Origin of the sequence: Pseudomonas fluorescens, from assembly GCF_001902145.1 — a bacterium.
In the GTDB taxonomy this organism is placed as follows: Bacteria; Pseudomonadota; Gammaproteobacteria; order Pseudomonadales; family Pseudomonadaceae; genus Aquipseudomonas; species Aquipseudomonas fluorescens_BV.
In genome coordinates, this window is sequence record NZ_MRST01000026.1 from 71,556 (window position 1) to 96,504 (window position 24,949).

The 24,949-nt window shown below is 61.7% G+C and carries 24 protein-coding genes; 15 read left to right on the forward strand and 9 right to left on the reverse strand.

Going from position 1 to position 24,949, the window contains the following annotated elements:
• Nucleotides 1–18: 18 nt before the first annotated feature.
• The 5 genes from bioD to bioB all read right to left on the reverse strand — a co-directional run bounded on the left by bioD (nt 19) and on the right by bioB (nt 4,527).
• The gene (bioD, locus tag BUE92_RS19785; RefSeq protein ID WP_073525837.1) at nt 19–699 is read right to left on the reverse strand and encodes a dethiobiotin synthase; all 681 of its coding nucleotides are present in this window, start codon (nt 697–699) and stop codon (nt 19–21) included.
• The gene (gene bioC, locus BUE92_RS19790; RefSeq protein WP_073525838.1) at nt 696–1,508 is read right to left on the reverse strand and encodes a malonyl-ACP O-methyltransferase BioC; all 813 of its coding nucleotides are present in this window, start codon (nt 1,506–1,508) and stop codon (nt 696–698) included. Before bioC ends, bioD begins: the two co-directional genes overlap by 4 nt.
• A complete protein-coding gene (locus tag BUE92_RS19795) occupies nt 1,501–2,232 on the reverse strand; it encodes an alpha/beta fold hydrolase (protein ID WP_073525839.1) in 732 nt (243 codons plus the stop codon). Before BUE92_RS19795 ends, bioC begins: the two co-directional genes overlap by 8 nt.
• The gene (gene bioF / locus BUE92_RS19800) at nt 2,225–3,406 is read right to left on the reverse strand and encodes an 8-amino-7-oxononanoate synthase (protein WP_056783937.1); all 1,182 of its coding nucleotides are present in this window, start codon (nt 3,404–3,406) and stop codon (nt 2,225–2,227) included. Before bioF ends, BUE92_RS19795 begins: the two co-directional genes overlap by 8 nt.
• A gap of 65 nt (nt 3,407–3,471) precedes the next feature.
• Nucleotides 3,472–4,527 carry a biotin synthase BioB gene (bioB, locus tag BUE92_RS19805; protein WP_014720209.1) on the reverse strand — a complete coding sequence of 352 codons (1,056 nt, stop codon included), beginning with the start codon at nt 4,525–4,527 and terminating at the stop codon, nt 3,472–3,474.
• 92 nt (nt 4,528–4,619) lie between these two features.
• Between bioB and BUE92_RS19810 the strand changes: the two genes are divergently transcribed.
• From BUE92_RS19810 to rarD, 5 genes are all read left to right on the forward strand, one after another.
• Complete coding sequence (locus BUE92_RS19810; RefSeq protein WP_073525840.1) at nt 4,620–5,357, forward strand: ComF family protein; 738 nt, start codon at nt 4,620–4,622, stop codon at nt 5,355–5,357.
• Between the two features lie 58 nt (nt 5,358–5,415).
• Nucleotides 5,416–6,180, forward strand: a complete 765-nt coding sequence (locus BUE92_RS19815; protein WP_073525841.1) for a TOBE domain-containing protein — start codon at nt 5,416–5,418, stop codon at nt 6,178–6,180.
• 79 nt (nt 6,181–6,259) lie between these two features.
• Nucleotides 6,260–8,158 (forward strand): PhoX family protein, encoded by a 1,899-nt coding sequence (locus BUE92_RS19820; protein WP_073525842.1) that lies wholly within the window; start codon nt 6,260–6,262, stop codon nt 8,156–8,158.
• Between the two features lie 165 nt (nt 8,159–8,323).
• Complete coding sequence (locus BUE92_RS19825) at nt 8,324–9,298, forward strand: serine/threonine protein kinase (RefSeq protein WP_057702225.1); 975 nt, start codon at nt 8,324–8,326, stop codon at nt 9,296–9,298.
• A gap of 189 nt (nt 9,299–9,487) precedes the next feature.
• Complete coding sequence (gene rarD / locus BUE92_RS19830; RefSeq protein WP_073525843.1) at nt 9,488–10,372, forward strand: EamA family transporter RarD; 885 nt, start codon at nt 9,488–9,490, stop codon at nt 10,370–10,372.
• A 222-nt stretch (nt 10,373–10,594) separates the two neighbouring features.
• On the opposite strand, the gene BUE92_RS19835 is transcribed toward rarD, so the two are convergent.
• A complete protein-coding gene (locus BUE92_RS19835; RefSeq protein ID WP_073525844.1) occupies nt 10,595–11,107 on the reverse strand; it encodes a glycine cleavage system protein R in 513 nt (170 codons plus the stop codon).
• Between BUE92_RS19835 and BUE92_RS28165 the strand changes: the two genes are divergently transcribed.
• Entirely contained in the window at nt 11,106–11,330 is a 225-nt protein-coding gene (locus tag BUE92_RS28165; protein WP_143170008.1) for a hypothetical protein, read from the forward strand. The genes BUE92_RS19835 and BUE92_RS28165 overlap by 2 nt on opposite strands.
• Before the next feature lie 139 nt (nt 11,331–11,469).
• Complete coding sequence (locus BUE92_RS19840; RefSeq protein WP_073525845.1) at nt 11,470–13,647, forward strand: malate synthase G; 2,178 nt, start codon at nt 11,470–11,472, stop codon at nt 13,645–13,647.
• Nucleotides 13,648–13,820: 173 nt separating this feature from the next.
• On the opposite strand, the gene BUE92_RS19845 is transcribed toward BUE92_RS19840, so the two are convergent.
• On the reverse strand, nt 13,821–14,267 hold the full coding sequence (locus tag BUE92_RS19845; RefSeq protein ID WP_073525846.1) for a response regulator: 447 nt from the start codon (nt 14,265–14,267) through the stop codon (nt 13,821–13,823).
• Between the two features lie 246 nt (nt 14,268–14,513).
• Between BUE92_RS19845 and BUE92_RS19850 the strand changes: the two genes are divergently transcribed.
• The 8 genes from BUE92_RS19850 (at nt 14,514) to BUE92_RS19880 (ending at nt 23,427) form a co-directional block, all read left to right on the forward strand.
• A complete protein-coding gene (locus BUE92_RS19850; RefSeq protein WP_073526455.1) occupies nt 14,514–16,436 on the forward strand; it encodes a putative nucleotidyltransferase substrate binding domain-containing protein in 1,923 nt (640 codons plus the stop codon).
• On the forward strand, nt 16,433–17,140 hold the full coding sequence (locus BUE92_RS19855; RefSeq protein ID WP_073525847.1) for a 3'-5' exonuclease: 708 nt from the start codon (nt 16,433–16,435) through the stop codon (nt 17,138–17,140). The genes BUE92_RS19850 and BUE92_RS19855 overlap by 4 nt, the downstream gene beginning before the upstream one ends.
• A gap of 94 nt (nt 17,141–17,234) precedes the next feature.
• On the forward strand, nt 17,235–17,753 hold the full coding sequence (locus tag BUE92_RS19860; RefSeq protein ID WP_073525848.1) for an RNA polymerase sigma factor: 519 nt from the start codon (nt 17,235–17,237) through the stop codon (nt 17,751–17,753).
• On the forward strand, nt 17,750–18,718 hold the full coding sequence (locus BUE92_RS19865) for a FecR domain-containing protein (protein WP_073525849.1): 969 nt from the start codon (nt 17,750–17,752) through the stop codon (nt 18,716–18,718). Before BUE92_RS19860 ends, BUE92_RS19865 begins: the two co-directional genes overlap by 4 nt.
• Before the next feature lie 207 nt (nt 18,719–18,925).
• Nucleotides 18,926–21,355 carry a TonB-dependent siderophore receptor gene (locus tag BUE92_RS19870; RefSeq protein WP_073525850.1) on the forward strand — a complete coding sequence of 810 codons (2,430 nt, stop codon included), beginning with the start codon at nt 18,926–18,928 and terminating at the stop codon, nt 21,353–21,355.
• 62 nt (nt 21,356–21,417) lie between these two features.
• Entirely contained in the window at nt 21,418–22,521 is a 1,104-nt protein-coding gene (locus tag BUE92_RS19875) for a PepSY-associated TM helix domain-containing protein (protein ID WP_073525851.1), read from the forward strand.
• Nucleotides 22,518–22,688: a hypothetical protein gene (locus BUE92_RS28545; RefSeq protein ID WP_178380729.1), complete on the forward strand. Its 171-nt coding sequence runs from the start codon at nt 22,518–22,520 to the stop codon at nt 22,686–22,688. Before BUE92_RS19875 ends, BUE92_RS28545 begins: the two co-directional genes overlap by 4 nt.
• 106 nt (nt 22,689–22,794) lie before the next feature.
• A complete protein-coding gene (locus BUE92_RS19880; RefSeq protein ID WP_073525852.1) occupies nt 22,795–23,427 on the forward strand; it encodes a glutathione S-transferase in 633 nt (210 codons plus the stop codon).
• Here the strand turns inward: BUE92_RS19880 and BUE92_RS29355 are convergent.
• Together BUE92_RS29355 and creD are read right to left on the reverse strand one after the other, a co-directional pair.
• Nucleotides 23,409–23,594, reverse strand: coding sequence for a hypothetical protein (locus BUE92_RS29355; protein ID WP_178380730.1), 186 nt, complete (start codon nt 23,592–23,594; stop codon nt 23,409–23,411). The genes BUE92_RS19880 and BUE92_RS29355 overlap by 19 nt on opposite strands.
• Nucleotides 23,591–24,940: a cell envelope integrity protein CreD gene (gene creD / locus BUE92_RS19885; protein ID WP_073525853.1), complete on the reverse strand. Its 1,350-nt coding sequence runs from the start codon at nt 24,938–24,940 to the stop codon at nt 23,591–23,593. The genes BUE92_RS29355 and creD overlap by 4 nt, the downstream gene beginning before the upstream one ends.
• Nucleotides 24,941–24,949 lie beyond the last annotated feature (9 nt).

The following is a 24,949-nucleotide window of genomic DNA, read 5'->3' on the forward strand; positions in this document are numbered from 1 at the left end:
CCTTATCGATAGCCAAAATCAGTCAAGCAGGTCCAGCATCAGGTACTCGGCCACCGCAGCGGCCCCGGCATGCTTGAGTCTTGGCACCCGCCCCAGGCAGGGCGCCGGCAAGCGCTCCGCCAGGGTAGCGAGGTTTTCTTCCAGACGAGAGGTCTTGGGGTCGATGATATTTGCCACCCAGCCCGCCAGCGGCAAGCCGTCCCGACCGATGGCTTCGGCGGTGAGCAACGCATGGCTGATGCACCCAAGTCGCACGCCCACCACCAGGATCACCGGTAGCTTGAGCGCCATGGCCAGGTCCGACAGGTTGGCTTGATCGGCCAAGGGCACGCGCCAACCACCCGCCCCTTCGATCAGGGTGAAGTCCGCGCCCCGCGCCAGGATCTGCTGCATCGGCTTGAGCAGCGATTGCACCGTGAGCCCGACGCCCGCCTCGCGCGCCGCCAGGTGAGGCGCGATAGCGGGCTCGAAGGCCACCGGGTTGACCTCGGCATAACTGAGCGGCACTGAACACTCGGCCAGCAACGCCAAGGCGTCGGCATTGCGCAAGCCCTGGGTCGTCAGTTGGCAGCCCGACGCCACCGGTTTCCCGGCGGCCGTGCTTTTGCCGGCGAGCCTGGCGGCATGCAACAGGCCGGCGGCGATGGTGGTCTTGCCAACATCGGTGTCTGTACCGGTGATGAAGTAAGCGGCGCTCATAACGGTTTCTCCAGTACGGCATACACCACTTGGTACGTGGCGGGCAGGCCCTGGGCCTGGCGGAACTGCTCGTAGGCCTCTACCAGCGCGACAATCCGCGCACGGCCCGTCAACCCTCCCGGGCGGCCTGGGTTGAGGTTGTGGGCGCCCAATGCCTTGAGCTCATGGGTCAGGCTGCGCACATCCGGGTAATGCAACACATGGGGCTGTCGCGCCAGGCTTATCACCCGCAAACCACTGGCCGCACACAGTTGCTGATAAACCTCGAAGGTGCGGAAGCGATTGACGTGTACCAGGCCGTCCGCCGCCCGCCAGCTCTCGCGCAACTCATCCAGGGTGCCTACGCACAGGCTGGCAAAGGCCAGCACGCCACCTGGTCGCAGCACACGCCGGGCTTCGCTGAGCACCGCATCAAAATGGGCACACCACTGTACCGCGAGGCTGGAGAAGAGCAGTTCGAAGCTGTCAGCTGCAAGTGGCAAGCGTTCTGCATCGCCAGCCACGAAATGCGCAGCGCCGCCCAGTGGACGCGCGTGGCTGAGCATGCCCTCGGCAATGTCCAACGCCACACCTTGGCTGCCGGGCAAACGCTCGCCCAATACGCGGCTGAAGTAGCCCGTGCCGCAGCCCATGTCTAGCCAACGCTGTGGCGCCAGGCCGTGCGGCAAACGGCTGAGCAGTTCATGCCCGACCGCACGCTGCAACTCGGCCACGCCGTCGTAACTGGCCGCCGCACGGGAGAACGAGGCTGCGACCTGGCGCTTGTCCGGCAAGCCCCCTGGCAAGGGCGGGTGGGATAGGTCAGTCATCAACACACTCATGCAAAAAAGCCTGGATGGCCCCGGCTACTCCGTGAGGGTCTTCCAGAAGAAACGCGTGACCGGCCTGTTCAATCAGGCCGATTTCTACATCGGGGAGCAAGGCCAGCAGGTCACTGGCGGCTTCGGCAGGCACAAGCCCATCCAGGCCGGCAAACAGGTGCAACTGTGGCCCACGAAAGGCCTGCAAGGCCGCCCGCGTATCCAGTTGGGCCAGCAGCTCCAGGCCGGGCATCAAGACGCTGGGGGAGGTATTCGGCGCCCCACTGACCAACAACCGCGACAAGCCGCGCGGGTCTTCGGCACCCTTGGCGCACAACAGGCCAAAGCGCTTGAGCGTGACCTGGGAGTCGGCATGGCAGCCGGCCAGAAATGCGTCGAAGGTTTCAGCAGGCATCCCATGGGGCCAGCCGTCATGGGCGACGAAACACGGGTTGCTCGCCAGAGTCAGCAAACCACAGCACCGCTCGCCACGGCGTGCCGCCAACTCGGACGCCAGCATGCCGCCCAGCGACCAGCCCCCGAGCCAGGCGTTGTCCGGCAGCGTCGCATCGAGTTCATCGAGCCATTCACCGAGTTCGCTGGCCTGCAGCGCCGGCAAGGGTTCGATCTGTACCTGCACATGCTCGTTCAGGCCGTGCAGCGCAGCGGCCAACGGTTCCAGCGGTGACACACCCAGGCCCCAGCCCGGTAGCAGGATCAGTCGATTACGCATAGCCGGGCTCCGAGGCGTCTAACAAGCGAAAACACGCTTGCAACCCGTCTAACAATAGCTGCACCTGCGCCTCGCTGTGGGCCGCCGTCAATGTCACCCGTAGACGGGCACTGCCGGCGGGCACGGTCGGTGGGCGAATGGCAGTCACCATCAGGCCGCGCTCGCGCAGCATCTGCGAGAGGCGCAGTGCCCGGGCGCTGTCGCCAATCAGGATCGGTTGGATCGGCGTAAAGCTGTCCATCAATGCCAGGCCTATCTGCTCGGCGCCATGACGGAACTGGCGGATCAACGCGTTGAGGTGCTCGCGTCGCCAATGTTCGCTGCGCAGCAGTTCCAGGCTTTTGAGGGTGGCGCAGGCCAGTGCCGGTGGTTGGCTGGTGGTGTAGATATACGGGCGGGCGAATTGGATCAGGCTTTCGATCAAGTCTTCACTGCCGGCCACAAAAGCCCCCGCAGTGCCGAACGCTTTGCCCAAGGTGCCAACCAGCACAGGCACGTCGTCCTGGCTCAAGCCGAAATGCTCGACGATACCGCCGCCATTGGCGCCCAGCGGGCCGAAGCCATGGGCGTCATCCACCATCAGCCAGGCACCTTTGGCCCTGGTCTCACGGGCCAGCGCGGGCAGGTCGGCGAGGTCGCCGTCCATGCTGAACACGCCGTCGGTGACCACCAAGGTATTGCCGGTGGCTTTCTCCAGGCGCTTGGCCAGGCTGCCTGCGTCGTTATGCAGGTAGCGGTTGAAGCGCGCACCGGACAGCAAACCGGCATCCAGCAAGGACGCGTGGTTAAGCCGGTCTTCCAGTACCGTATCGCCCTGCCCCACCAGCGCCGTGACCGCACCGAGGTTGGCCATGTAACCGGTGGTGAACAGCAAGGCACGCGGGCGACCGGTCAAGTCAGCCAGGGCTTCTTCCAGTTCATGGTGCGGTGTGGCGTGGCCCACCACCAAATGCGAAGCGCCACCGCCCACGCCCCAGCGGGACGCACCGGCGCGCCAGGCTTCGATCACTTGCGGGTGATTGGCCAGGCCGAGGTAATCGTTATTGCAGAAGGCCAACAACGGTTGCCCGTCCACCACCACATGCGGGCCTTGCGGGCTCTGCAGCAAGGGGCGCTGGCGGTAAAGATGGTCGGCACGGCGGGCAGCGAGGCGCGCGGCGAGATCGAAAGACATGCTGGCCTCGATTTAACAGGTTCAACTCAATCCAATGGAGGAGCTGGAATGCATTCCAAAGGTGGTTACACCACAGCGTTGTAGAACTGCTCGCTGCTCTTTTGCTCTACCAACGCCTGCTCGATCGCCGCCTGGTGCACTTCGTCGGCATGCTCTTCACGGGCTTCGGGCAGGATGCCCAGGCGCGCGAACAGTTGCATGTCTTTGTCAGCCTGGGGGTTGGCGGTGGTCAGCAGTTTGTCGCCATAGAAGATCGAGTTGGCGCCGGCAAAAAATGCCAGGGCCTGCATCTGCTCATTCATGGCTTCGCGGCCCGCGGACAGGCGCACGTGGGATTGCGGCATCAGGATGCGCGCCACCGCCAGCATGCGGATGAAATCGAAGGGGTCGATGTCATCGGCGTTTTCCAACGGCGTGCCCGCTACCTTCACCAGCATGTTGATCGGCACCGACTCCGGATGCTCCGGCAGGTTGGCCAACTGGATCAGCAAGTTGGCACGGTCATCGAGAGACTCGCCCATGCCGAGGATGCCGCCCGAGCAGATCTTCATCCCCGAATCACGCACGTACGCCAGGGTTTGCAGGCGCTCGCTGTAGGTGCGGGTGGTGATGATCGAGCCGTAGAACTCTGGCGACGTGTCGAGGTTGTGGTTGTAATAGTCCAGGCCGGCCTGGGCCAGGGCTTCGGTCTGGTCCTGGTCGAGGCGACCGAGGGTCATGCAGGTTTCCAGGCCCATGGCCTTCACGCCTTTGACCATCTCCAGCACATAGGGCATGTCTTTGGCCGACGGATGCTTCCACGCCGCGCCCATGCAGAAACGCGTCGAACCGATGGCCTTGGCGCGTGCGGCCTCTTCGAGGACCTTCTGCACCTCCATCAGCTTCTCTTTTTCCAGGCCAGTGTTGTAGTGGCCCGACTGCGGACAATATTTGCAATCTTCCGGGCAGGCGCCAGTCTTGATCGACAGCAGGGTCGACACTTGCACGCGGTTGGCGTCGAAATGCGCGCGGTGCACGGTCTGCGCCTGGAACAACAGGTCGTTGAAGGGCTGCACGAACAGGGCTTTGACTTCAGCTAAAGACCAATCGTGACGCAGGGTGGCAGAGGTGCTGGCGCTCATGGGCGATTCCTTGATTATGCTTTGGCAAGCGCTGCGGGAAGGGCAATACCCACAGGCACGACACGGATGCTCGGCATATTTAAGGAAGATCCATGCACTGTCAACCCAAGCACAAACACCAGGTTTACATCTGGTTAAAAAGCATACAGCCCTGCCTGATTTGCGATGAATGCACTGAATCGGCCGAGGCCGTGTGCAGCGCCTGCGAAACGCAATTGCCATGGCTGATGGAACAATGCGAGCGCTGCGCCCTGCCCTTGCCCATGGATGGGTTGATCTGCGGCCAGTGCCAAAAACGACCTCCGGCCTTTCACCAAGTGGTCGCGCCTTGGACCTACAGCTTTCCCGTGGACACCCTGATCAGCCGTTTCAAGCATCAGGCGCGTTGGCCGCTGGGGCACTTGCTGGCGCGCCTGCTGGCGCAGCACTTGCAGCATCGCTTCGATAACGCCGAACTGGAGCGCCCCGACTGCCTGCTGCCAGTGCCCATGGCGCGCAAACGCCTGCGCGAACGCGGCTTTAATCAAGCGTTGATGCTGGCCCGCTGGCTCAATCACGCCCTCGACATTCCCGTTGATGAACACGCGCTGTTACGCCCCCATGAAACCGTGGCGCAGCAAGACCTCGATGCCAAGACCCGCAAACGCAACCTGCTCAACGCCTTCGCACTGGCCCCCGGCATCCAGGTTGCCGGGCAACATCTGGCGCTGGTAGACGACGTCCTCACCACCGGCGCCACGGCCCACAGCCTGTCGCGCTTGTTGATAAACGCCGGCGCGCGCCAGGTGGATGTGTATTGCCTGGCCCGTACGCCCAAACCAGGCAGCTGACTTGACTCCCCCGCGCCAGCGCGGCAACGTCGGCGCATCTCACCCAAGCGTATCTGCCATGTCTGTGCCCAGCCCTCTCAGCCAACACATCATCCGCCGCCCCCAGCGTATTGCCTTGTTGGGGCATATTGCCGAGCAGGGCTCCATCACCCGTGCGGCCAAGAGTGCCGGGTTGAGTTACAAGGCCGCCTGGGACGCCATTGATGAACTGAACAACCTGGCGCAAAAACCACTGGTGCAACGCAGCGTCGGTGGCAAGGGCGGTGGCGGCGCCAAACTGACGCAGGAAGGGGAACGGGTGCTGCGCCTTTATCAGCGCCTGCAATTGCTTCAGGCCGAGATCCTTGGCTCGGACGAAGCGGCCAGCGACTTCAACCTGCTGGGCCGCTTGATGCTGCGCACCAGCGCGCGCAACCAATTGCACGGCCAGGTCAGCGCCATAGGGAGCCATGGCCACAACGATATGATCCGCCTGCAATTGGCCGGCGGCCTGCACCTCGACGCACAGATCACCCATGACAGCACCCTGCGCCTGGAACTGCAAACCGGCGTGGAAGTGGTGGCCCTGATCAAGGCCGGGTGGCTTGAATTACTGGCGGACGGGCAAGCCGAAACACTTGGACACAATTGCCTGAGCGGCGTGATCGAGACCATTCTCGCCGCCGAAGACGGCCCCAGTGAGGTGCGTATCGCCCTGCCCAACGGCCAAGTATTGTGCGCGCTGGCGCCGCCCGTCGCACTCAAGGCCATTGATGCAGCGCAGGGCCAGGCGATCCGCGTGCAGTTCGCACCCAGCCATGTATTGCTCGGCACCCCGGTGTAACGGGCGCACGTCTTCAAGCTGCAACAATTCGGTCACAACCCCTGCTTAAGGTGTCTGCAAAAACCTTAAGGAGCCTGTGATGAGCCTATTAGAAGAAAACCAAGCCACCGACCTTGAACAGATGGTGGGCCTGACCCGCCGTCGCTTTATCGGCGCAGGCGCCTTGTGCGGCGCCGCGATGTTCCTCGGCGGCAACCTGCTGAGCCGCAGCGCGCTGGCCGTGAATGCCGCTTCCGCCAGCCCGTTGCTGGGGTTCACCAGCATCGCCGCCGCCACCAGCGACACCATCACCCTGCCACCTGGCTACAGCGCTTCGGTATTGATCAGTTGGGGCCAGCCCCTGCACAAGAACGCTCCGGCTTTCGACCCATCGGGCAATGGCACGGCCAAGGCCCAGGAGCAGCAGTTCGGCGACAACAACGACGGCATGAGCCTGTTTCCATTCCCGGGCGACGACAACCGCGCGCTGATGGTGATCAACAACGAATACACCAACTATCGCTACCTCTACGCCCACGGCGGCGCACCGCAATCTGCCGAAGACGTGCGCAAGGCCCTGGCCAGCGAAGGCGTGTCGGTGATCGAGGTGCGCCGCAAGGGTGACACCTGGCAGTTCGTCCAGGACTCGCGCTACAACCGGCGCATCCACGGCAATTCACCGATCCGTTTGAGTGGCCCTGCCGCCGGCCATGACTGGCTGAAAACCGGCGCCGACAAGAGCGGCAAAAAAGTCCTCGGCACGTTCCAGAACTGCGCCAACGGCAAGACGCCGTGGGGCACCTACCTGACCTGCGAAGAAAACTTCACCGACTGCTTCGGCAGCAGCAACCCGCAGCAAACCTTCGACGCAGGGCAGAAGCGCTACGGCGTAGTGGCCGCCAGCAAGGACATCAACTGGCATCAGCACGACCCGCGCTTTGACATGGCCAAGAACCCCAACGAACTCAATCGTCATGGTTGGGTGGTGGAAATCGACCCGTTCGATCCGCAATCCACCCCGGTAAAACGCACGGCCCTGGGGCGCTTCAAACACGAAAACGCGGCCCTCGCCGAAACCCGTGACGGTCGCGCGGTGGTGTACATGGGCGACGATGAGCGCGGTGAATTCATCTACAAGTTCGTCAGCCGCGATCAGATCAACCACAACAATCCGAAGGCCAATAAAGACCTGCTCGACCACGGCACCTTGTACGTGGCGATCTTCGACGCGGGCGACGGTGATGCCGACCACCCCAAGGGCAAAGGCCAGTGGGTTGAACTCACCCATGGCAAAAACGGCATCGACGCCAACAGCGGTTTCGCCAACCAGGCCGAGGTGCTGATTCACGCACGCCTGGCCGCCAGCGTGGTGAAAGCCACGCGCATGGACCGCCCGGAATGGATCGTGGTCAGCCCCACCGACGGCCAGGTCTATTGCACCCTGACCAACAACGCCAAGCGCGGCGAAGAGGGCCAGCCGGCGGGCGGGCCCAACCCACGGGAGAAAAACGTCTACGGCCAGATCCTGCGCTGGAAAGCCGACGCCGATAACCACGGTGCAACGGACTTCACCTGGGACCTGTTCGTGGTGGCCGGCAACCCCGGCGTGCATGCCGGCAATCCCAAGGGCGGCTCGTCCAACATCAACCCGCAAAACATGTTCAACAGCCCCGACGGCCTGGGCTTCGACAAAGCCGGGCGCCTGTGGATCCTGACCGATGGCGACTACAGCAACGCCGGCGACTTTGCGGGCATGGGCAACAATCAGATGCTGTGTGCCGACCCGAGCACCGGTGAAATCCGTCGCTTCATGGTGGGGCCGGTGGCGTGTGAAGTGACGGGGATCAGCTTTTCGCCGGACCAGAAGACGTTGTTCGTGGGCATTCAGCACCCAGGGGAAACCGGTGGCTCGACTTGGCCGGAACACCTGCCCAATGGCAAACCCCGGTCTTCGGTGATGGCGATTCGGCGGGATGATGGCGGCATCGTAGGCGCCTGATAGACCGCTATCTCTGTAGGAGCGGGCTTGCCCGCGAAAAACGTCAACAATAACGCGGGGAACCTGACTCCCCGCGCCGCTCTCTGGTTTTTCGCGAGCAAGCTCGCTCCTACAGCGTTACCATACCCGGCCGGACGCGGCGCCCTGCTGCGCGCAGGAGTTCGCATGGCCCACCCGTTTGAAACACTCACCCCAGACCTGGTGCTCGACGCCGTCGAAAGCATCGGTTTCCTCAGCGACGCGCGGGTTCTTGCGCTCAACAGCTACGAAAACCGTGTTTACCAGGTGGGCATCGAAGACGCCGAACCGCTGATCGCCAAGTTCTATCGCCCCCAGCGCTGGACCAACGAGGCGATCCTGGAAGAACATCGCTTCACCTTCGAACTGGCCGAGTGCGACGTACCGGTGGTCGCCCCGTTGATCCACAACGGCGAGAGCCTGTTCGAACACGCAGGTTTCCGCTTCACCCTGTTTCCCCGCCGTGGCGGCCGCGCGCCGGAGCCGGGCAACCTTGACCAACTCTATCGCCTCGGGCAATTGCTCGGCCGTTTGCACGCCGTGGGCTCCACCCGCCCGTTCGAACATCGCGAAGCCCTGGGCGTGAAGAACTTTGGTCACGACTCCCTCACCACCTTGCTTGAAGGCAACTTCATTCCCAAAAGCCTGTTGCCGGCCTACGAGTCCGTGGCCCGCGACCTGCTCAAGCGTGTGGAAGAGGTTTACAAGGCCACCCCGCACAAGAACATCCGCATGCACGGTGACTGCCACCCCGGCAACATGATGTGCCGCGACGAGATGTTCCATATCGTCGACCTGGATGACTGCCGCATGGGCCCGGCGGTGCAGGACCTGTGGATGATGCTGGCTGGCGACCGCCAGGAATGCCTGGGCCAACTGTCGGAACTGATGGACGGCTACCAGGAATTCCACGACTTCGACCCTCGCGAACTGGCCCTGATAGAACCGCTGCGCGCCTTGCGCCTGATGCACTACAGCGCCTGGCTGGCGCGACGCTGGGACGACCCGGCGTTCCCCCACAGCTTCCCGTGGTTTGGCACCGAGCGGTATTGGGGTGACCAGGTGCTGGCGTTGCGCGAGCAACTGTCGGCACTCAATGAAGAACCCCTAAAACTCTTCTGAGCAACACGACGCTCTCCTGTAGGAGCGAGCTTGCTCGCGAAAAACCCGAGAGCGTCATTGGGTAACAGGCCTCCCGCGTTATCGTTGACGATCTTCGCGAGCAAGCTCGCTCCTACAGAAGCAGATCCCATTGTCTGACAAATATCCTTACAATCGCGCTTTGTTAGCTGCCTAAGCAAGGATTCTGCAATGCAAGCCGCCAACCCTCGCAAGGGGTACATCCTGGGCCTGAGCGCCTATGTCATCTGGGGTCTGTTCCCGCTCTACTTCAAAGCCATCGCCAGCGTACCCGCCGCCGAGATCATCGTGCACCGGGTGTTGTGGTCGGCGCTGTTCGGTGGGCTGTTGCTGATGGTGTGGAAACATCCCGGCTGGTTCCGCGAACTGCGCGACAACCCCAAGCGCCTGGCGATCCTGGCCCTCAGCGGATCGTTGATCGCCGCTAACTGGCTGACCTATGTGTGGTCGGTGAACACCGGGCGCATGCTCGAAGCGAGCCTGGGTTATTACATCAACCCGCTGGTGAATGTGTTGCTGGGCATGCTGATCCTCGGCGAGCGCCTGCGCCGATTGCAATGGGTAGCGGTGGGGTTGGCAGCGGTAGGTGTGGCGCAGCAGGTGTGGCAGGTCGGTAGCCTGCCGTGGGTGTCGCTGGCGCTGGCGCTGACGTTCGGCTTCTACGGTTTGATCCGCAAGCAGGCGCCGGTCAAGGCGCTGCCAGGCCTGGTGGTGGAAACCTGGATGCTGGTACCCATTGCCGTCGCCTGGTTGCTGTTCAACCCAACCGCTCACAGCGCGCAACTGGCGTTCTGGAGCACCAACGAGGCCTGGTGGCTGGTGGCCGCAGGCCCGGTGACGCTGATTCCCCTGGTGTGCTTCAACGCCGCCGCACGGCATTTGCCCTACACCGCCCTGGGCTTTTTGCAGTATGTGGCGCCGACGCTGGTATTGCTCGAAGCCGTGCTGTTGTTCGGTGAACACCTGGCGCCGAGCACGCTGATCGCCTTCGCCTTTATCTGGGCCGGGCTGGTGGTGTACAGCCTGGATGCCTGGCTGACCGTGCGCAAACGCTGATCAAATAACGTACAAACCTCTGCAAGCCACAGCTTTCGTGGCTTGCAGCGTTCCACCCCAAGGTTATCCACAACCTGGTCCCCGCCATTTGTGCACAAGCCCTTGAAACTGCTCGTTTTTTGCTCAACTAGCGCAGAAGGCCGGCGGGCGTGGCCTGGCGTCGGGTCTCTACAGGTTATCCACAGGCCCATGCAAGATTTCCCTGCATAACCTTGCGGACCGTTATTCCTCCTGACGCAACTCCACCATCAAGTCATCGGCCAAGGTTTCCAAAGCCTCTTGCAGGGTTTCCAGCGACAGCGTGGCCGGCACTTGCAACAACGCCTCGGCATTGAACAGCGGGTCACCGCTCATTGGCGCCGGGCGCACATCGGTGCTCAGGCGTTCCAGGTTGACGCCCTGCTGGCTCAGCAGCGCGGTGATCTCACGCACGATGCCCGAGCGATCATTGCCCACCAGGGTCATCAGGATCGGTTTTGACGCCGATGCCTGGCCGCTGCTGCCCTCACCTACCAACACACGAATGCCATGGGTGGATAAGTCCTCCAATGCCCCCACCAATGCCTGGCGCTGCTCGCTCGGCACGCTCACCCGCAGGATCCCGGCAAACTGCCCGGCCATATGCGCCATGCGGCTTTCCAGCCAGTTACCACCATAACTGGCAATGTTCTGCGCGATGCGTTCAACCAGGCCGGGTTTGTCGGCGGCGATAATAGTGAGTACAAGATGGTCCATGGCGAAATACCTCGGTGCTATTCCTGTAGGAGCGAGCTTGCTCGCGAAGGTCGTCAACGATAACGCGAAAAAACTGACACTTGCGGTGCTCTCAGGTTTTTCGCGAGCAAGCTCGCTCCTACAAAGTGGACGCCCGGTCGCTGGAAGACAAATCGTGTACCATTTTGATATTTATCTGGAACAATCCAATAGTTTTTTGAGAACATCCGGTTCTCCGCTGTGACCGTACGACCAAAGTGGGTCGCTAAACGACGTATTTAGTCTAATTTTCACAACCGCAAGTCATCATGTAGTATGCCCAACCGTGCACTACATAATGAAAATCTGAAAAAGCGCATAAGCTCCGCAGAGTGAGGCAAGCAATGACTGAACACGTTCAAGTCGGTGGCCTGCAGGTCGCCAAAGTCCTGTTCGACTTCGTGAACAACGAAGCCATTCCCGGTACCGGCATCACTGCCGACCAGTTCTGGGCCGGTGCCGACAAGGTCATCCATGACCTGGCCCCGAAGAACAAAGCCCTACTCGCCAAACGCGACGACTTCCAGGCGCGGATCGATACCTGGCACCAGACCCACGCAGGCCAGGCCCATGACCCGGTGGCCTACAAAGCCTTCCTGCAAGACATCGGCTACCTGTTGCCAGAAGCCGCAGACTTCCAGGCCTCGACCCAAAACGTCGATGACGAGATCGCACGCATGGCCGGCCCACAGCTGGTCGTGCCGGTGATGAACGCCCGCTTCGCCCTCAATGCCTCGAATGCGCGCTGGGGCTCGCTGTACGACGCGCTGTATGGCACCGACGCCATCAGCGAAGCCAACGGCGCCGAGAAGGGCAAGGGCTATAACAAGGTGCGTGGCGACAAGGTCATTGCCTTCGCTCGCGCGTTCCTCGACGAAGCCGCACCGCTCAGCGCCGGCAGCCACGTCGATTCCACCGGTTACAAGATCGTCGATGGCACGCTGATCGTCAGCCTCAAAGGCGGCAGCAACAGCGGCCTGCGTGACGATGCCCAGTTGATCGGTTTCCAGGGCCCTGCGGCCGAGCCGATTGCGATCCTGCTCAAGCACAATGGCCTGCACTTCGAAATCCAGATCGACGCCAGCACCCCAGTCGGCCAAACCGACGCTGCCGGCGTCAAAGACGTGCTGATGGAAGCCGCGCTGACCACCATCATGGACTGCGAAGACTCCGTGGCTGCCGTGGATGCCGATGACAAAGTGGTGATCTACCGCAACTGGCTCGGCCTGATGAAAGGCGACCTGGCCGAAGAAGTGGCCAAGGGCGGCAAGACCTTCACCCGCACCATGAACCCTGATCGCGTCTACACCGGCGTGGATGGCAGCGACGTGACCCTGCACGGCCGTTCGCTGTTGTTCGTGCGCAACGTTGGCCACTTGATGACCATCGACGCGATCCTCGATAAAGACGGCAACGAAGTACCCGAAGGCATCCTCGACGGCCTGATCACCAGCCTGGCGGCGATCCACAGCCTCAACGGCAACAACACGCGCAAGAACAGCCGCACCGGTTCCGTATACATCGTGAAACCGAAGATGCACGGCCCGGAAGAAGCCGCGTTCACCAACGAACTGTTCGGTCGCATCGAAGAGGTGCTGAACCTGGCGCGCAACACCCTCAAGGTCGGGATCATGGACGAGGAGCGCCGCACCACGGTCAACCTCAAGGCCTGCATCAAGGCGGCCAGCGAGCGCGTGGTGTTTATCAACACCGGTTTCCTCGACCGCACTGGCGATGAAATCCACACCTCCATGGAAGCCGGCGCGATGGTGCGCAAGGCGGCCATGAAGGCAGAAAAGTGGATCGGCGCCTATGAGAACTGGAACGTCGATATCGGCCTGAGCACCGGTTTGCAAGGTCGTGCACAGATCGGTAAAGGCATGTGGGCCATGCCCGACCTGATGGCTTTGATGCTTGAACAGAAAATCGCCCACCCGTTGGCCGGTGCCAACACCGCCTGGGTACCGTCGCCGACCGCCGCGGCCCTGCATGCGTTGCACTACCACAAGGTTGATGTGTTCGCCCGCCAGGCCGAGCTGGCCAAGCGCGAGCGCGCTTCGGTGGACGATATCCTCACCATTCCTTTGGCCAGCAACACCGACTGGTCCGAGGAAGAGATCCGCAACGAGCTGGACAACAACGCCCAAGGCATCCTCGGCTATGTGGTCCGTTGGATCGACCAGGGTGTGGGCTGCTCGAAAGTGCCGGACATCAACGACGTCGGCCTGATGGAAGACCGCGCCACCCTGCGTATTTCCAGCCAGCACATCGCCAACTGGCTGCGCCACGGCATTGTCAACGAAGCTCAAGTGATGGAAAGCCTCAAGCGCATGGCGCCGGTGGTGGACCGCCAGAATGCCGGGGATGCGTTGTACCGCCCACTGGCTCCGGACTTCGAAAGCAACATCGCATTCCAGGCAGCGGTGGAGTTGGTGATTGAAGGGACCAAGCAGCCTAATGGCTATACCGAGCCGGTGTTGCACCGCAGGCGTCGGGAGTTCAAGGCCAAGAACGGCCTGTAAATGAAAAAAAGCCCTGATCGAAAGATCGGGGCTTTTTAGTTCTTAGGTCGAATGTACTGACGCCTTCGCGAGCAAGCCCGCTCCCACATTCGACTGCATTCAGTCGGGTAAGAATGCGGTCGAATGTGGGAGCGGGCTTGCTCGCGAAGAGGCCATCACACTCACCACAAGAATCAGGAAACCATCCCCAACTCCCGCTTCACCAACTTCGCCAACTTCACGCTATCAATCGGCTTGAGCAAGAAATCCACCACGCTCAAATGCATCGCATCGATCACATCCGGCGCCTCCGCGTCTCCAGACATGATGATGATCGGCAACGCCGCACGGGTGGACTCACGCACCTGGCGAATCAATTCCAGGCCATTGCTGGGCGCCATGCGCAGGTCGGTGATCAACAAACCGATGGAAGTGCTTGTCTTCAACAAATCCCACGCTGCTTCCCCACTGTCGGCGGTCATGCAGCGAATACCGTCCAGCCCCAGGATTTCCGCCAACAGTTCACGCGCGTCCTTGTCGTCGTCCACGATCAATACGCGTTGGGGGGGTAAATCGGGCTCCAGCATCACGGCGCTCAGCGCCTCGCGCTCGGCATCACTCAAAATATCGTGGTCGGACATACGTTTCTCAGCAGTTCTCATCAATCTCCCAGCACACTCGTCAGACATCTGCGGAAGGGCGAACAATGTGCACTTCGTCGGAAAGTTTGCCTAGTGGGTGTTCTACGGGTTTTGGACGATTGTCATGTAAGGTTTTTCCCTAATTTTGCGCGGTATTCCTCGACCTAGACTTACGTCCAATGGGCACCCACTGCGCAGGAGTCGACCATGCAGCACGATAACGACAAAAACACTGCGGTCACTGTTATGAGTAAAGCTGATGCATTCGCACAGGCGGGTAAAACCGCTGTGTTGCAGAACATCCACGGCACCCTGCAATTCCTGCGACGTTTCCCACCGTTCAACCAGATGGAACAGGCGCACCTGGCCTTCCTGGTGGAACAGTGCCAACTGCGTTTCTACGGCCCCGGCGACAGCATCCTCAAACCGTCGGGCGGCCCGGTCGAGCACTTTTATATCGTCAAGCAGGGCCGGGTCGTGGGTGAGCGGCCAGACTCGGCGGACACCACCTTTGAAATCGCCACCGGCGAATGCTTCCCCCTCGCCGCCCTGCTGGGTGAACGCGCTACCCGCACAGAACACAAAGCGGCTGAAGACACCTTCTGCCTGCAATTGAACAAGCCGGCCTTTATCAAGCTGTTCGCCCTTTCCAACCCGTTTCGTGATTTCGCCTTGCGCGGGGTCAGCAGCCTGCTCGACCAGGTCAACCAGCAGGTGCAGCAAAAAGCCGTGGAAACCCTCGGCACCCAATACTCCTTGAATACCCGCCTGGGTGAATTGGCCATGCGCCACCCGGTCACCTGCAGCCCGCACACCCCGTTGCGCGAAGCGGTGACCTTGATGCACGAACAGCAGGTCGGCAGCATTGTGATCATCAACGAACACAAGGCGCCCCTGGGCATCTTCACCCTGCGCGATCTGCGCCAGGTGGTCGCCGATGGCACCAGCGATTTCAGCCAGGGCATTGCCGGGCACATGACCCAGGCACCGTTCTACCTGAGCCCGGAGCACAGCGCTTTCGACGCAGCCATCGCCATGACCGAGCGGCATATCGCCCATGTGTGCCTGGTGCAAGATCAGCGCCTGTGTGGCGTGGTCTCCGAGCGTGACTTGTTTTCCTTGCAGCGTGTGGACCTGGTGCACCTGGCCCGCACCATCCGCAACGCGCCCCGGGTGGAAAACCTGGTGGCGATTCGCGGTGAAATCGGCCAGTTGGTGGAGCGCATGCTCGCCCATGGCGCCTCATCCACCCAGATCACCCATATCATTACGCTGCTAAACGACCACACCGTGTGCCGGGTGATCGAGCTGACCCTCGCGGAAAAAGGCGACCCCGGTGTGCCCTTCAGTTGGCTGTGTTTTGGCAGCGAAGGCCGCCGCGAACAAACGCTGTACACCGACCAGGACAACGGCATCCTGTTCGAGGCCAAGGACGCCGTCGAAGCTGCTGACATGCGTGAGCGCTTGCTGCCGCTGGCGCAGCACATCAACCAAAGCCTGGCGCTGTGCGGCTTCAGCCTGTGCAAGGGCAATATCATGGCCGGCAACCCCGAGCTGTGCTTGTCCCGCGTGGAGTGGGCGCGGCGCTTCGGCGCGTTCATTCGTGAGGCGACGCCAGAAAACCTGCTGGGCTCAAGCATCTATTTTGACTTGCGCGTGGTGTGGGGCGATGAGCGCGGTTGCGAACAACTGCGCCAGGGCATTCTCGATCAGGTGGCGGACAACCGCTTGTTCCAACGCATGTTGGCCGAAAACTCGCTACTGCGGCGCCCGCCGGTGGGGCGTTTCCGCGAGTTCGTGCTGACCCGCAAAAATGGCGAAAAAGCCACCCTCGACCTCAAGGTGCAGGGCCTTACGCCCTTTGTAGACGGCGCGCGCCTGTTGGCCTTGGCCAATGGCATCCACGCCAACAACACCCTGGAACGCCTGCGCCAGTTGGTGGACAAGGCCGTGATCGAGCCTCTGGATGGCGCCGCCTATGAAGAGGCCTACCACTTTATCCAGCAGACCCGCATGCAGCAGCATCAATTGCAGACCCGTGAGAACCTGCCCTATTCCAACCGCGTCGACCCCGACAGCCTCAACCACCTGGACCGGCGCATCCTGCGTGAGTCCCTGCGCCAGGCCCAACGCCTGCAAAGCAGCTTGAGCTTGCGGTATCAACTGTGAGTTTGTTTGGCTGGCTGCGCGCCAAAAAACCTGGGCTCAACGCTGCGCAACAGCAGCGCCTGGAACAGTTACCCAAGCCCGCCGAACTGGGCAACGGCCCATTGCGCAGCCAGCGCTGGGTAGTGGTGGACCTGGAAACCAGCGGCCTGAACCTTCACCGCGACCAGGTGCTGTCCATCGGCGCCGTGGTCATCGAAGACGGTGCGGTGGATTTCTCCCAACTGTTCGAACGCACCCTGCAGCGCACCGACACCAAGCTCAGCCCCAGTGTGCTGATCCACGGGCTGGGGCCCAGTGCAATCGCCGCTGGCAGCGACCCGACCGAGGCGTTGCTGGATTTCATGGCGTTCGTGGGCGACAGTCCGCTGCTGGCCTTCCATGCGCCATTTGATCAACACATGCTGTGCCGGGCGCTGAAGGACAGCCTGGGATATCGCCTGGCCCATCCGTTCCTGGATGTAGCAGACCTGGCCCCGCTGTTATGCCCAGAGGCGCATATCCGCGAAGCCGGGCTGGATGACTGGCTCAACCACTTCAAGCTACAGGCCGGCGAACGCCACCATGCCAGCGCCGATGCATTGGCGACGGCGGAGCTGATGCTGATCCTGTTCAGCCGTGCGCGGCAGCAACAGATCGACACGCCCCTGGTGCTGCAAGAGCGTTTGGCACAATGGAAACGGCGCAAACAGGCGCCATCGTTTTAATGTCATCACCCGACAGACGCCAATTGCGCCCACCCCACGCCTCTGACACAATCGCGAATAATTCTCGTTAGTTTAAACCTTATTCGGTGATGCCTTGTCGTCGGTCCATACCCCACGCAGTGAGCTTGTTGGTGCGTTGTATCGCGACCACCGTGGCTGGCTGTTGGCGTGGCTGCGACGTAACGTGGGGTGCCCAAGCCGTGCCGAAGACCTGAGCCAGGACACCTTCATGCGCCTGCTGGGCCGTGATGAGTTGCGCGAGCCCCGCGAACCGCGGGCGTTCCTGGTGGCCATCGCCAAGGGTTTGCTGTTTGACTATTTCCGTCGTGCGGCCCTGGAACAGGCCTACCTCACCGAATTGATGCTGATCCCGGAAAACGAACAGCCTTCGCCGGAAGCCCAGCAACTGATCCTCGAAGACCTCAAGGCCATCGACCGCCTGCTCGGCAAGTTGTCGAGCAAGGCCCGCGCCGCGTTCCTCTATAACCGCCTCGACGGCCTGGGCCATGCCGAGATCGCCCAGCGCCTGGGGGTTTCGGTGCCGCGCGTGCGCCAATACCTGGCCCAGGGCATTCGCCAGTGCTACATCGCACTGTATGGCGAGCCGTCGTGACCGCGATCGGCTCCAAACCGGTGTCGTCGCGCGTGCTGGATGCCGCGATTGCCTGGCAACTGTCCCTCGACTCGGGCGACGGCAGCGCGGTGGAACAGGAAGAGTTCAGCAAGTGGCTGGCCAGCGATGAGGAACACGCTCGCGCCTGGCGCCAGTTGGGCATGCTCGACCAGCGTTTCAGTGTGGCCTCGGGCCCGGCTCGGGCGGCGCTGCTGCAGTCGCGCCACGGCATTCGCCAGCGCGTGCGCAAGCTGGGCCGGGGCCTGGCCAGTATCGTGCTGGTGTGCGGCCTGGCGCTGTTTGCCGGTGAGCGTTACGTGCCTATTCACTATTGGCTGGCCGACCAGCGCACCGCCACCGGTGAACAGCGCACGCTGAAGCTGGCGGACGGCACGCGGATCAACCTCAACACCCACAGCGCCATTGATGTGCGCTTCGACGAAACACGCCGCTTGATCGTGTTGCAGGCAGGCGAAATTTTCGTCGAAACCGGCCACGACGATTCGCGCCCTTTCTACGTGCAAACCCGCGACGGCAGCCTGCGGGCCCTGGGTACCCGCTTTATCGTCAAGCGCGAAGACGACGCCACGCGCCTGAGTGTGTTGCAGTCAGCCGTGGCCGCCCAGCCCGAGGCGTTGCACCAGGAACAGGTGTTCAAGGCGGGCCAGCAGGTGCTGATGCGCAGCGACGGCCTTGGCCCGCTGCTGGCCGTCACTCCCGCCACCGATGCATGGACCCGCGGCATGCTGGTGGTCGACAACGCCCGGCTGGGGGATGTGATCGAGGAATTGGCGCGCTATCGCACCGGCTACCTGGGGGTGGATAAGAACGTGGCCGACCTGCGCATCACCGGCAGCTTCCCGCTGCACGACACCACGTTGGCATTGAATGCGCTGTTGCCGACTTTGCCGGTGCAGATCGAGCAGCACACGTCGTGGTGGGTGACCGTCAAGGGTAAGCCTTAGGTCCTGCAGCGCCTGGGCGATTGTTATCGCAGGCAAGCCAGCTCCCACATTTTGAATTGCGAACACCATCAACTGTGGGAGCTGGCTTGCCTGCGATGAGGCCCTCAAGCACACCTGCGAAAAATATTTTCACTCACCCCTATCACTTTTCGATTCTCGCTCGGCACCTAGGCAATTGAGAAATATTTCCATTCAGGAGCCGCCCTTATGTCCCGCACGCTAGACACCTTGTTGCGCCCCAGCCTGTTAGCCGTGGCGATCGCCCTCAGCGCACCGCTCGCCAGCACCCCGCTGATCGCCGCCGAACAAGCCTCCAGTGTGCGCGCCTATAACCTGCCCGCTGCGTCCCTGGCCACCACTCTGAACCAGATCGCCAGCCAGGCCGGCCTGGCGCTGACCCTCAACCCCGCACTCGCTGCCGGCAAGACCTCGGCGCCGGTCAAGGGCCAGTTCGATGCGCAGGGCGCGTTGCGTGAGGCCTTGCGCGGTACTGGCTTGCAGTTGGAACAAAGCAGTGCGGGCACTTACACCCTGATGCCGGTTCCGGAAGGCGTCGTTGCCTTGCCGACCACCAACATCACCGGCCAAGGCAGCTATGAAAGCGCTTGGGGGCCGGTGGAAGGATATGTAGCAAAGCGCACCGCCGCCGGCACCAAAACCGATACCGCGCTGGTCGAGGCGCCACGCTCGATTTCGGTGGCCACTCGCGAGCAGATGCAGGACCGCAACGTCCAGAACCTAGACGATGCCGTCAAATACATGCCCGGCATCGTGTCCGCCAGCTACGGCAGCGACACCCGTTACGACTGGATGCGCGTGCGCGGCTTCGAGCCGACGCAATTCCTCGATGGCCTGCCACTGCCCCGTGGCGTGTACGCCAACCCGAAAGCCGAAACCTGGAACCTCGACCGCCTCGCCCTGCTGCGCGGTCCGGCCTCGTCAGTCTATGGCCAGACTCCTCCGGGCGGCCTGCTGGATATGGTCAGCCGCCGCCCCAGCGCTGAATCGAGCCACGCCATCCAGATGCAATACGGCAGTGACAACTACCGCCAGATCAATTTCGAAAGCACTGGCAAGATCGATGATGAGGGCCAGTTTCTCTACAGCGTTGGCGGCGTGGTGCGCGATGCCGGTACCCAGGTCGATCACATCGACAACAAGCGGTACAACATCGCACCGAGCTTGACCTGGAATATCGACACCGATACCAAGCTGACCTTGCTGTCACAGTTCACCCGTGACGATACCGGCACCACCAGCCAGTTCCTGCCGATCCAGGGCACCAAAATCAAATCGCCGCTAGGCGAGGTTTCCCACCACAAGAACCTCGGCGACCCGAACTACGATTTCTACGACCGCACCTACTACGCCTTGGGCTACGCGTTCGAGCACCGCTTCAACGATACCTGGCAATTCAAGCAGAACCTGCGCTACACCAAATCCGAGTTGGCGTTCCAGCAACTGACGGTAGGCTCGTTTGCCTTCTCCCCCGCCGATGCCAATGGCGACATCAGCCGCTCTTCGACCAATGTGGACGAGGACATCAGCCAGTTCGCGGTGGACAACAACTTCCAGGCTGACTTTGCCACTGGCGACATCTCCCACACCGTGCTGCTGGGTCTGGATCATCAACGCACCGACACCTCGTACCTGGCGATTTTCGGCGACGGTGGCACCACGAACATCTTTAACCCGGTCTATGGCCAGCCGATCGTGCGCCCGGCGCGCTCCACCGCGTTCTACGATTACAACCAGAAAACCGTGCAGACCGGCCTTTACGTGCAGGACCAGATGGCCCTGGACAACTGGCGCCTGACGCTTGGTGGTCGTGAAGACTGGGTGCACCAGGGCACCACCTACCTCAACAAGAACGACGCGACCAATACCGACCGCAGCAAGAATTTCAGTGGCAACGCGGCGCTGAGCTATGTATTCGACTCGGGCTTTGTCCCCTACCTCTCGTACGCCGAGTCGTTCCAGCCTGCGAGCAACGCCAGCGTCGATCCCCTCCAGTCGTTCAAGCCGACGGAAGGCAAGCAGTGGGAGTTGGGGGTCAAATACCAGCCACCCGGCTCCAACACCCTGCTTAGTGCGGCAGTCTACGACCTGACCCAGAAGAACGTGCAAGTCACCAGCTTCCAGTCCGGTGGCGCCTCAGTGACCGACCAGACCGGAGAAGTAAAGGTCAAGGGACTGGAGCTGGAAGCCGTGTCTGATGTGACCGAAAACCTCAAGGTCATCGCGGCCTACACCCTGGCCAAGTCCGAGGTGCAAAAAGGTCAGTACAAAGGCAACCGCCTGCAACTGATGCCTAACCAGCAAGCGTCCCTGTGGACCGACTACACCTGGCACACCGGCGCCCTCGACGGTTTCGGTATCGGCTTCGGCGCACGCTACACCGGCAATACCTATGGCGACCAAGCCAATACCTGGGCCGGCAAGGCCAACGCCTACACCGTGTTCGACGGCTCCGTGCATTACGACCTCGGTCGCCTGGACAACAGCCTCAAGGGTGCGTCGGTGAAAGTGAACGCGACCAACCTGTTCAACAAAGACTACATTTCCACCTGTGATGGCTCCTATTGCTACTTCGGCGACCAACGCAGCGTCGTCGCCAGCGCCACCTACCAGTGGTAATCAGCTGAGCTAACCATCAGGCCGCCCGACAGGGCGGCTTTGGTGCATCTGAAGGCTAGATAATGAAAAGCAAAACCATCCGCCGCTGGTCCTTCATCCACACCTGGACCAGCCTGATCTGCACCGTATTCCTGCTGTTGCTCGCCCTCACCGGCCTGCCGTTGGTGTTTCACCACGAGATCGACCACCTGCTGGGCAATGAGCCGGAACTTGCGCAGATGCCCGCCGATACGCCCCGGCTCAACCTTGAGCAGCTTGTGGCTAAAGCCCAGGCCCATCGGCCCGGCGAGGCCATGCAGTACCTTGCCTGGGACGAAGACGACAACAACGGCGTGATCGCGATCATGGCGGCCACAGCCGGCACTGAGCCAAATTCGTCGCACACCTTCATGCTCGATGCCCGCACTGGCGAAACCGTCGAAATGCCGTCTGCCAATGGAGGCTTCACTCTGTTCCTGCTGCGCCTGCATGTGGATATGTTTGCCGGCCTGCCCGGCAAGTTGTTGCTGGCGTTCATGGGCGTTCTGTTTGTGCTGGCGATTATCTCGGGCACGGTGTTGTACCTGCCATTCATGCGTCGCTTGAAGTTCGCCACCGTGCGCCAGGACAAGTCCACCCGTTTGCGCTGGCTCGACCTGCACAACCTGATCGGCGTGGTCACTTTGACCTGGGCGCTGGTAGTGGGTGTAACCGGCGTGATCAGCGCCTGCGCCGACCTGATCATCGCGGCGTGGCGCGAGGACAGCCTCAGCGCCATGATCGAACCCTACAAGAACGCCCCGCCGCTGACCCAGCGCGCGCCCGCCACGGAGCTGTTGAGCATTGCCGCCAAGGCCGCGCCCGGTATGGAGCCAGACTTTATCGCCTTCCCCGGCACGCGTTTTTCCAGCGAACATCACTACGCCGTGTTCATGAAGGGCAGCACGCACCTGACCTCCCATTTGCTGACACCGGTACTGATCGACGCCAGCACCCTGGCCGTCACCGCCATCGCCGAACGGCCGTGGTACATGGATGCCATGGGCATGTCCCAACCCCTGCATTTCGGTGATTACGGTGGCATGCCGATGAAGGTCCTGTGGGCGGTGCTGGATGTGCTGACCATCATCGTGCTGATGAGTGGCATTTACTTATGGATCGTACGGCGCAAGGCGGCCAAGGTATGAAGCCGCGGCAGTCGAATTTCTGGAAGGTCTTTGCCATACCGCTGGGGGTTGGCCTGCTCAGTGCCGCCGGGTTGTTTGCGGCGTTGCTGGGCGATGGGTGGTGGGATTCGTTGAGTTGGATCGGGTTGGGCATACCAGTGGCCATCGCCGTCTACAAACTACTGTAGGAGCGAGCTTGCTCGCGAAAAACCCGAGAGCACCGCGTTAAACCAGGCGAGCTGCGTTATCGTTGGCGTTATTCGCGAGCAAGCTCGCTCCTACAGAGGAATGCCCATGTCCGCCCCCAGCATGACCTTGTTCCACAACCCCGCTTCGCCCTTCGTACGTAAAGTGCGCGTGCTGCTGATCGAGACCGGCCAGCAGGGTCGTGTGGCCCTGCACGCGTGCCTGCCCACTCCGGTCAACCCGGATGCCGAAGTGCTGCAAGGCAACCCCGTGGGCAAGATCCCGGCCCTGCGCCTGGCCGACGGTTCGGTATTGCACGACAGCCGGGTGATTCTCGATTACCTCGACCACCAGCATGTCGGCAACCCGCTGATCCCCCGCGACGGCTCGGCCCGCTGGCGGCGCCTGACCCTCGCCTCGATGGCTGACGGCATCATGGATGCCGCCGTGCTGGTACGTTACGAGACTGCCATGCGCCCGGTGGAGAAACACTGGGACCAATGGTTGGACGAACAGCGCAACAAGATCCGCCGCGCCCTCGCCGAGCTGGAGCGAGACGCCACTGCCGAACTGGCCAGCCACTTCGACGTCGCCGCCATCAGCGTGGCCTGTGCCCTGGGCTATATCGACTTTCGCCATCCGGATCTGCAATGGCGCACAGATAACCCCAGGCTCGCCGCCTGGTACGCCGAAGTCAGCCAGCGGTCTTCGATGCAGCAGACTCAGCCGCCGGGTCTGTAGGAGCGAGCTTGCTCGCGAAAATCGTCAACGATCACGCGGGTCATCTGGTTAAACGCGGTGGCCTTGCGTTCTTCGCGAGCAAGCTCGCTCCTACAGTGAGAGGTGGTGTGATTGAGGAAGTTGACCATCTTCACTTTCATCAGCTGATCTTCGCGCAATCCGATCATTGCCCTTGCTCCACCTTGCGTTTACCCACCCCATACCAATCCAGCTTGCGCGTCAGCACCATCACCGTGCCCAACAGGCCAAACAGCAACAGCGAGCCCATCAACAGCGCGTAATCCTCGGCACTGAGCAAGCCGTACAGCAAGCCATACAACGCCGCCAACCCGGCCGAAAAACCCAGGCCATGGCCGACGCTGCGCAGCACATGGCACACGTAGAAGCCGATCAACACCACACAGGCGCTGGCAGATATCAGGTAGGCCAGGGCAAAGCCCAGATGCTCGGACAACGACAACAACAGCAGGTAGAAAAACGCCAGCGCGACGCCCACCAGGGCGTACTGGATCGGGTGCACCGCCAGACTCTTGAGCACCTCGAAGAGAAAGAAGCCGGCAAAGGTCAGGGCGATAAACAACAGCGCATATTTGATCGCCCGGTCGCTCTTGAGGTACTGGTCTACCGGGTCGATGAAATTCACACCAAAGCTGCGGTTGCTGAAGTTTTCACAGCCCTGTCCGTCCAGGCAGTTCTGCAGGGCTTGTTCGAGGTTGGTGGAGAAGAATGTCGTCTGCCAATTGGCGCTGAAGCCTTGGTCGGTGACCTCACGTTGAGCCGGCAGGAAGTTGCCGATAAAACTGGGGTGCGGCCAGTTGGACGCCAGTGATACCTGGCTGGTCTTGCCCACCGGCACCACTTGCAGTTGCTCGGTGCCTTGCAGGCGCAGGTCGAAGGCGAACTCCATCACAGCGGGTTTCTTGCTGTCCTGTTCGGGCAACGTCACATGCACGCCCTCGCCCAGCCAGTCGACCTGGGAGCCCGGCGAGAACTCCAGCCGCTGTTCGCCCAGTTCCAGTTTCAGCGCGTTTTCAATGCCACGAATATCACTGATGCCCACCGCCAGAAACGCCGGCTCAAAGCGATAGTCGGCAAAGTCTTCGGTGATCCCCAACTGCGCAGGCAACTCGAAACGCCCGCTGATACGGTTGTCGGCATGGAACAACCGCGCCTGGTAGATGCCCCGCGAGCGCAGTTCGGTTTGCACCTTGCCGTCGAGCTCAAACCGGTCCGGCAGGAAATACAAACGGCCGCGTTCTTCACGGGTTTCTTCGTAGCGCTTGTTGAGCTTTTCATTGAGCTTCCACTCACGCACGGTCTTGCGATACGGCACCACCATCACCGGCCCGGTGAGGCGCTGGGCAAAGCTTGAGCTGCGGGCAATGTCCATCAGTACGCCGTCGCGCAGTTGCTGACGGTCGCTGATGATGCCGTTGATCATCAGCAATGGAATGAGCAACAGCAGGATCAGCAGCGCAATCGCGCCCAGTTTGAAAAGCAGGTTGCGGTTCATGGGTCTCTC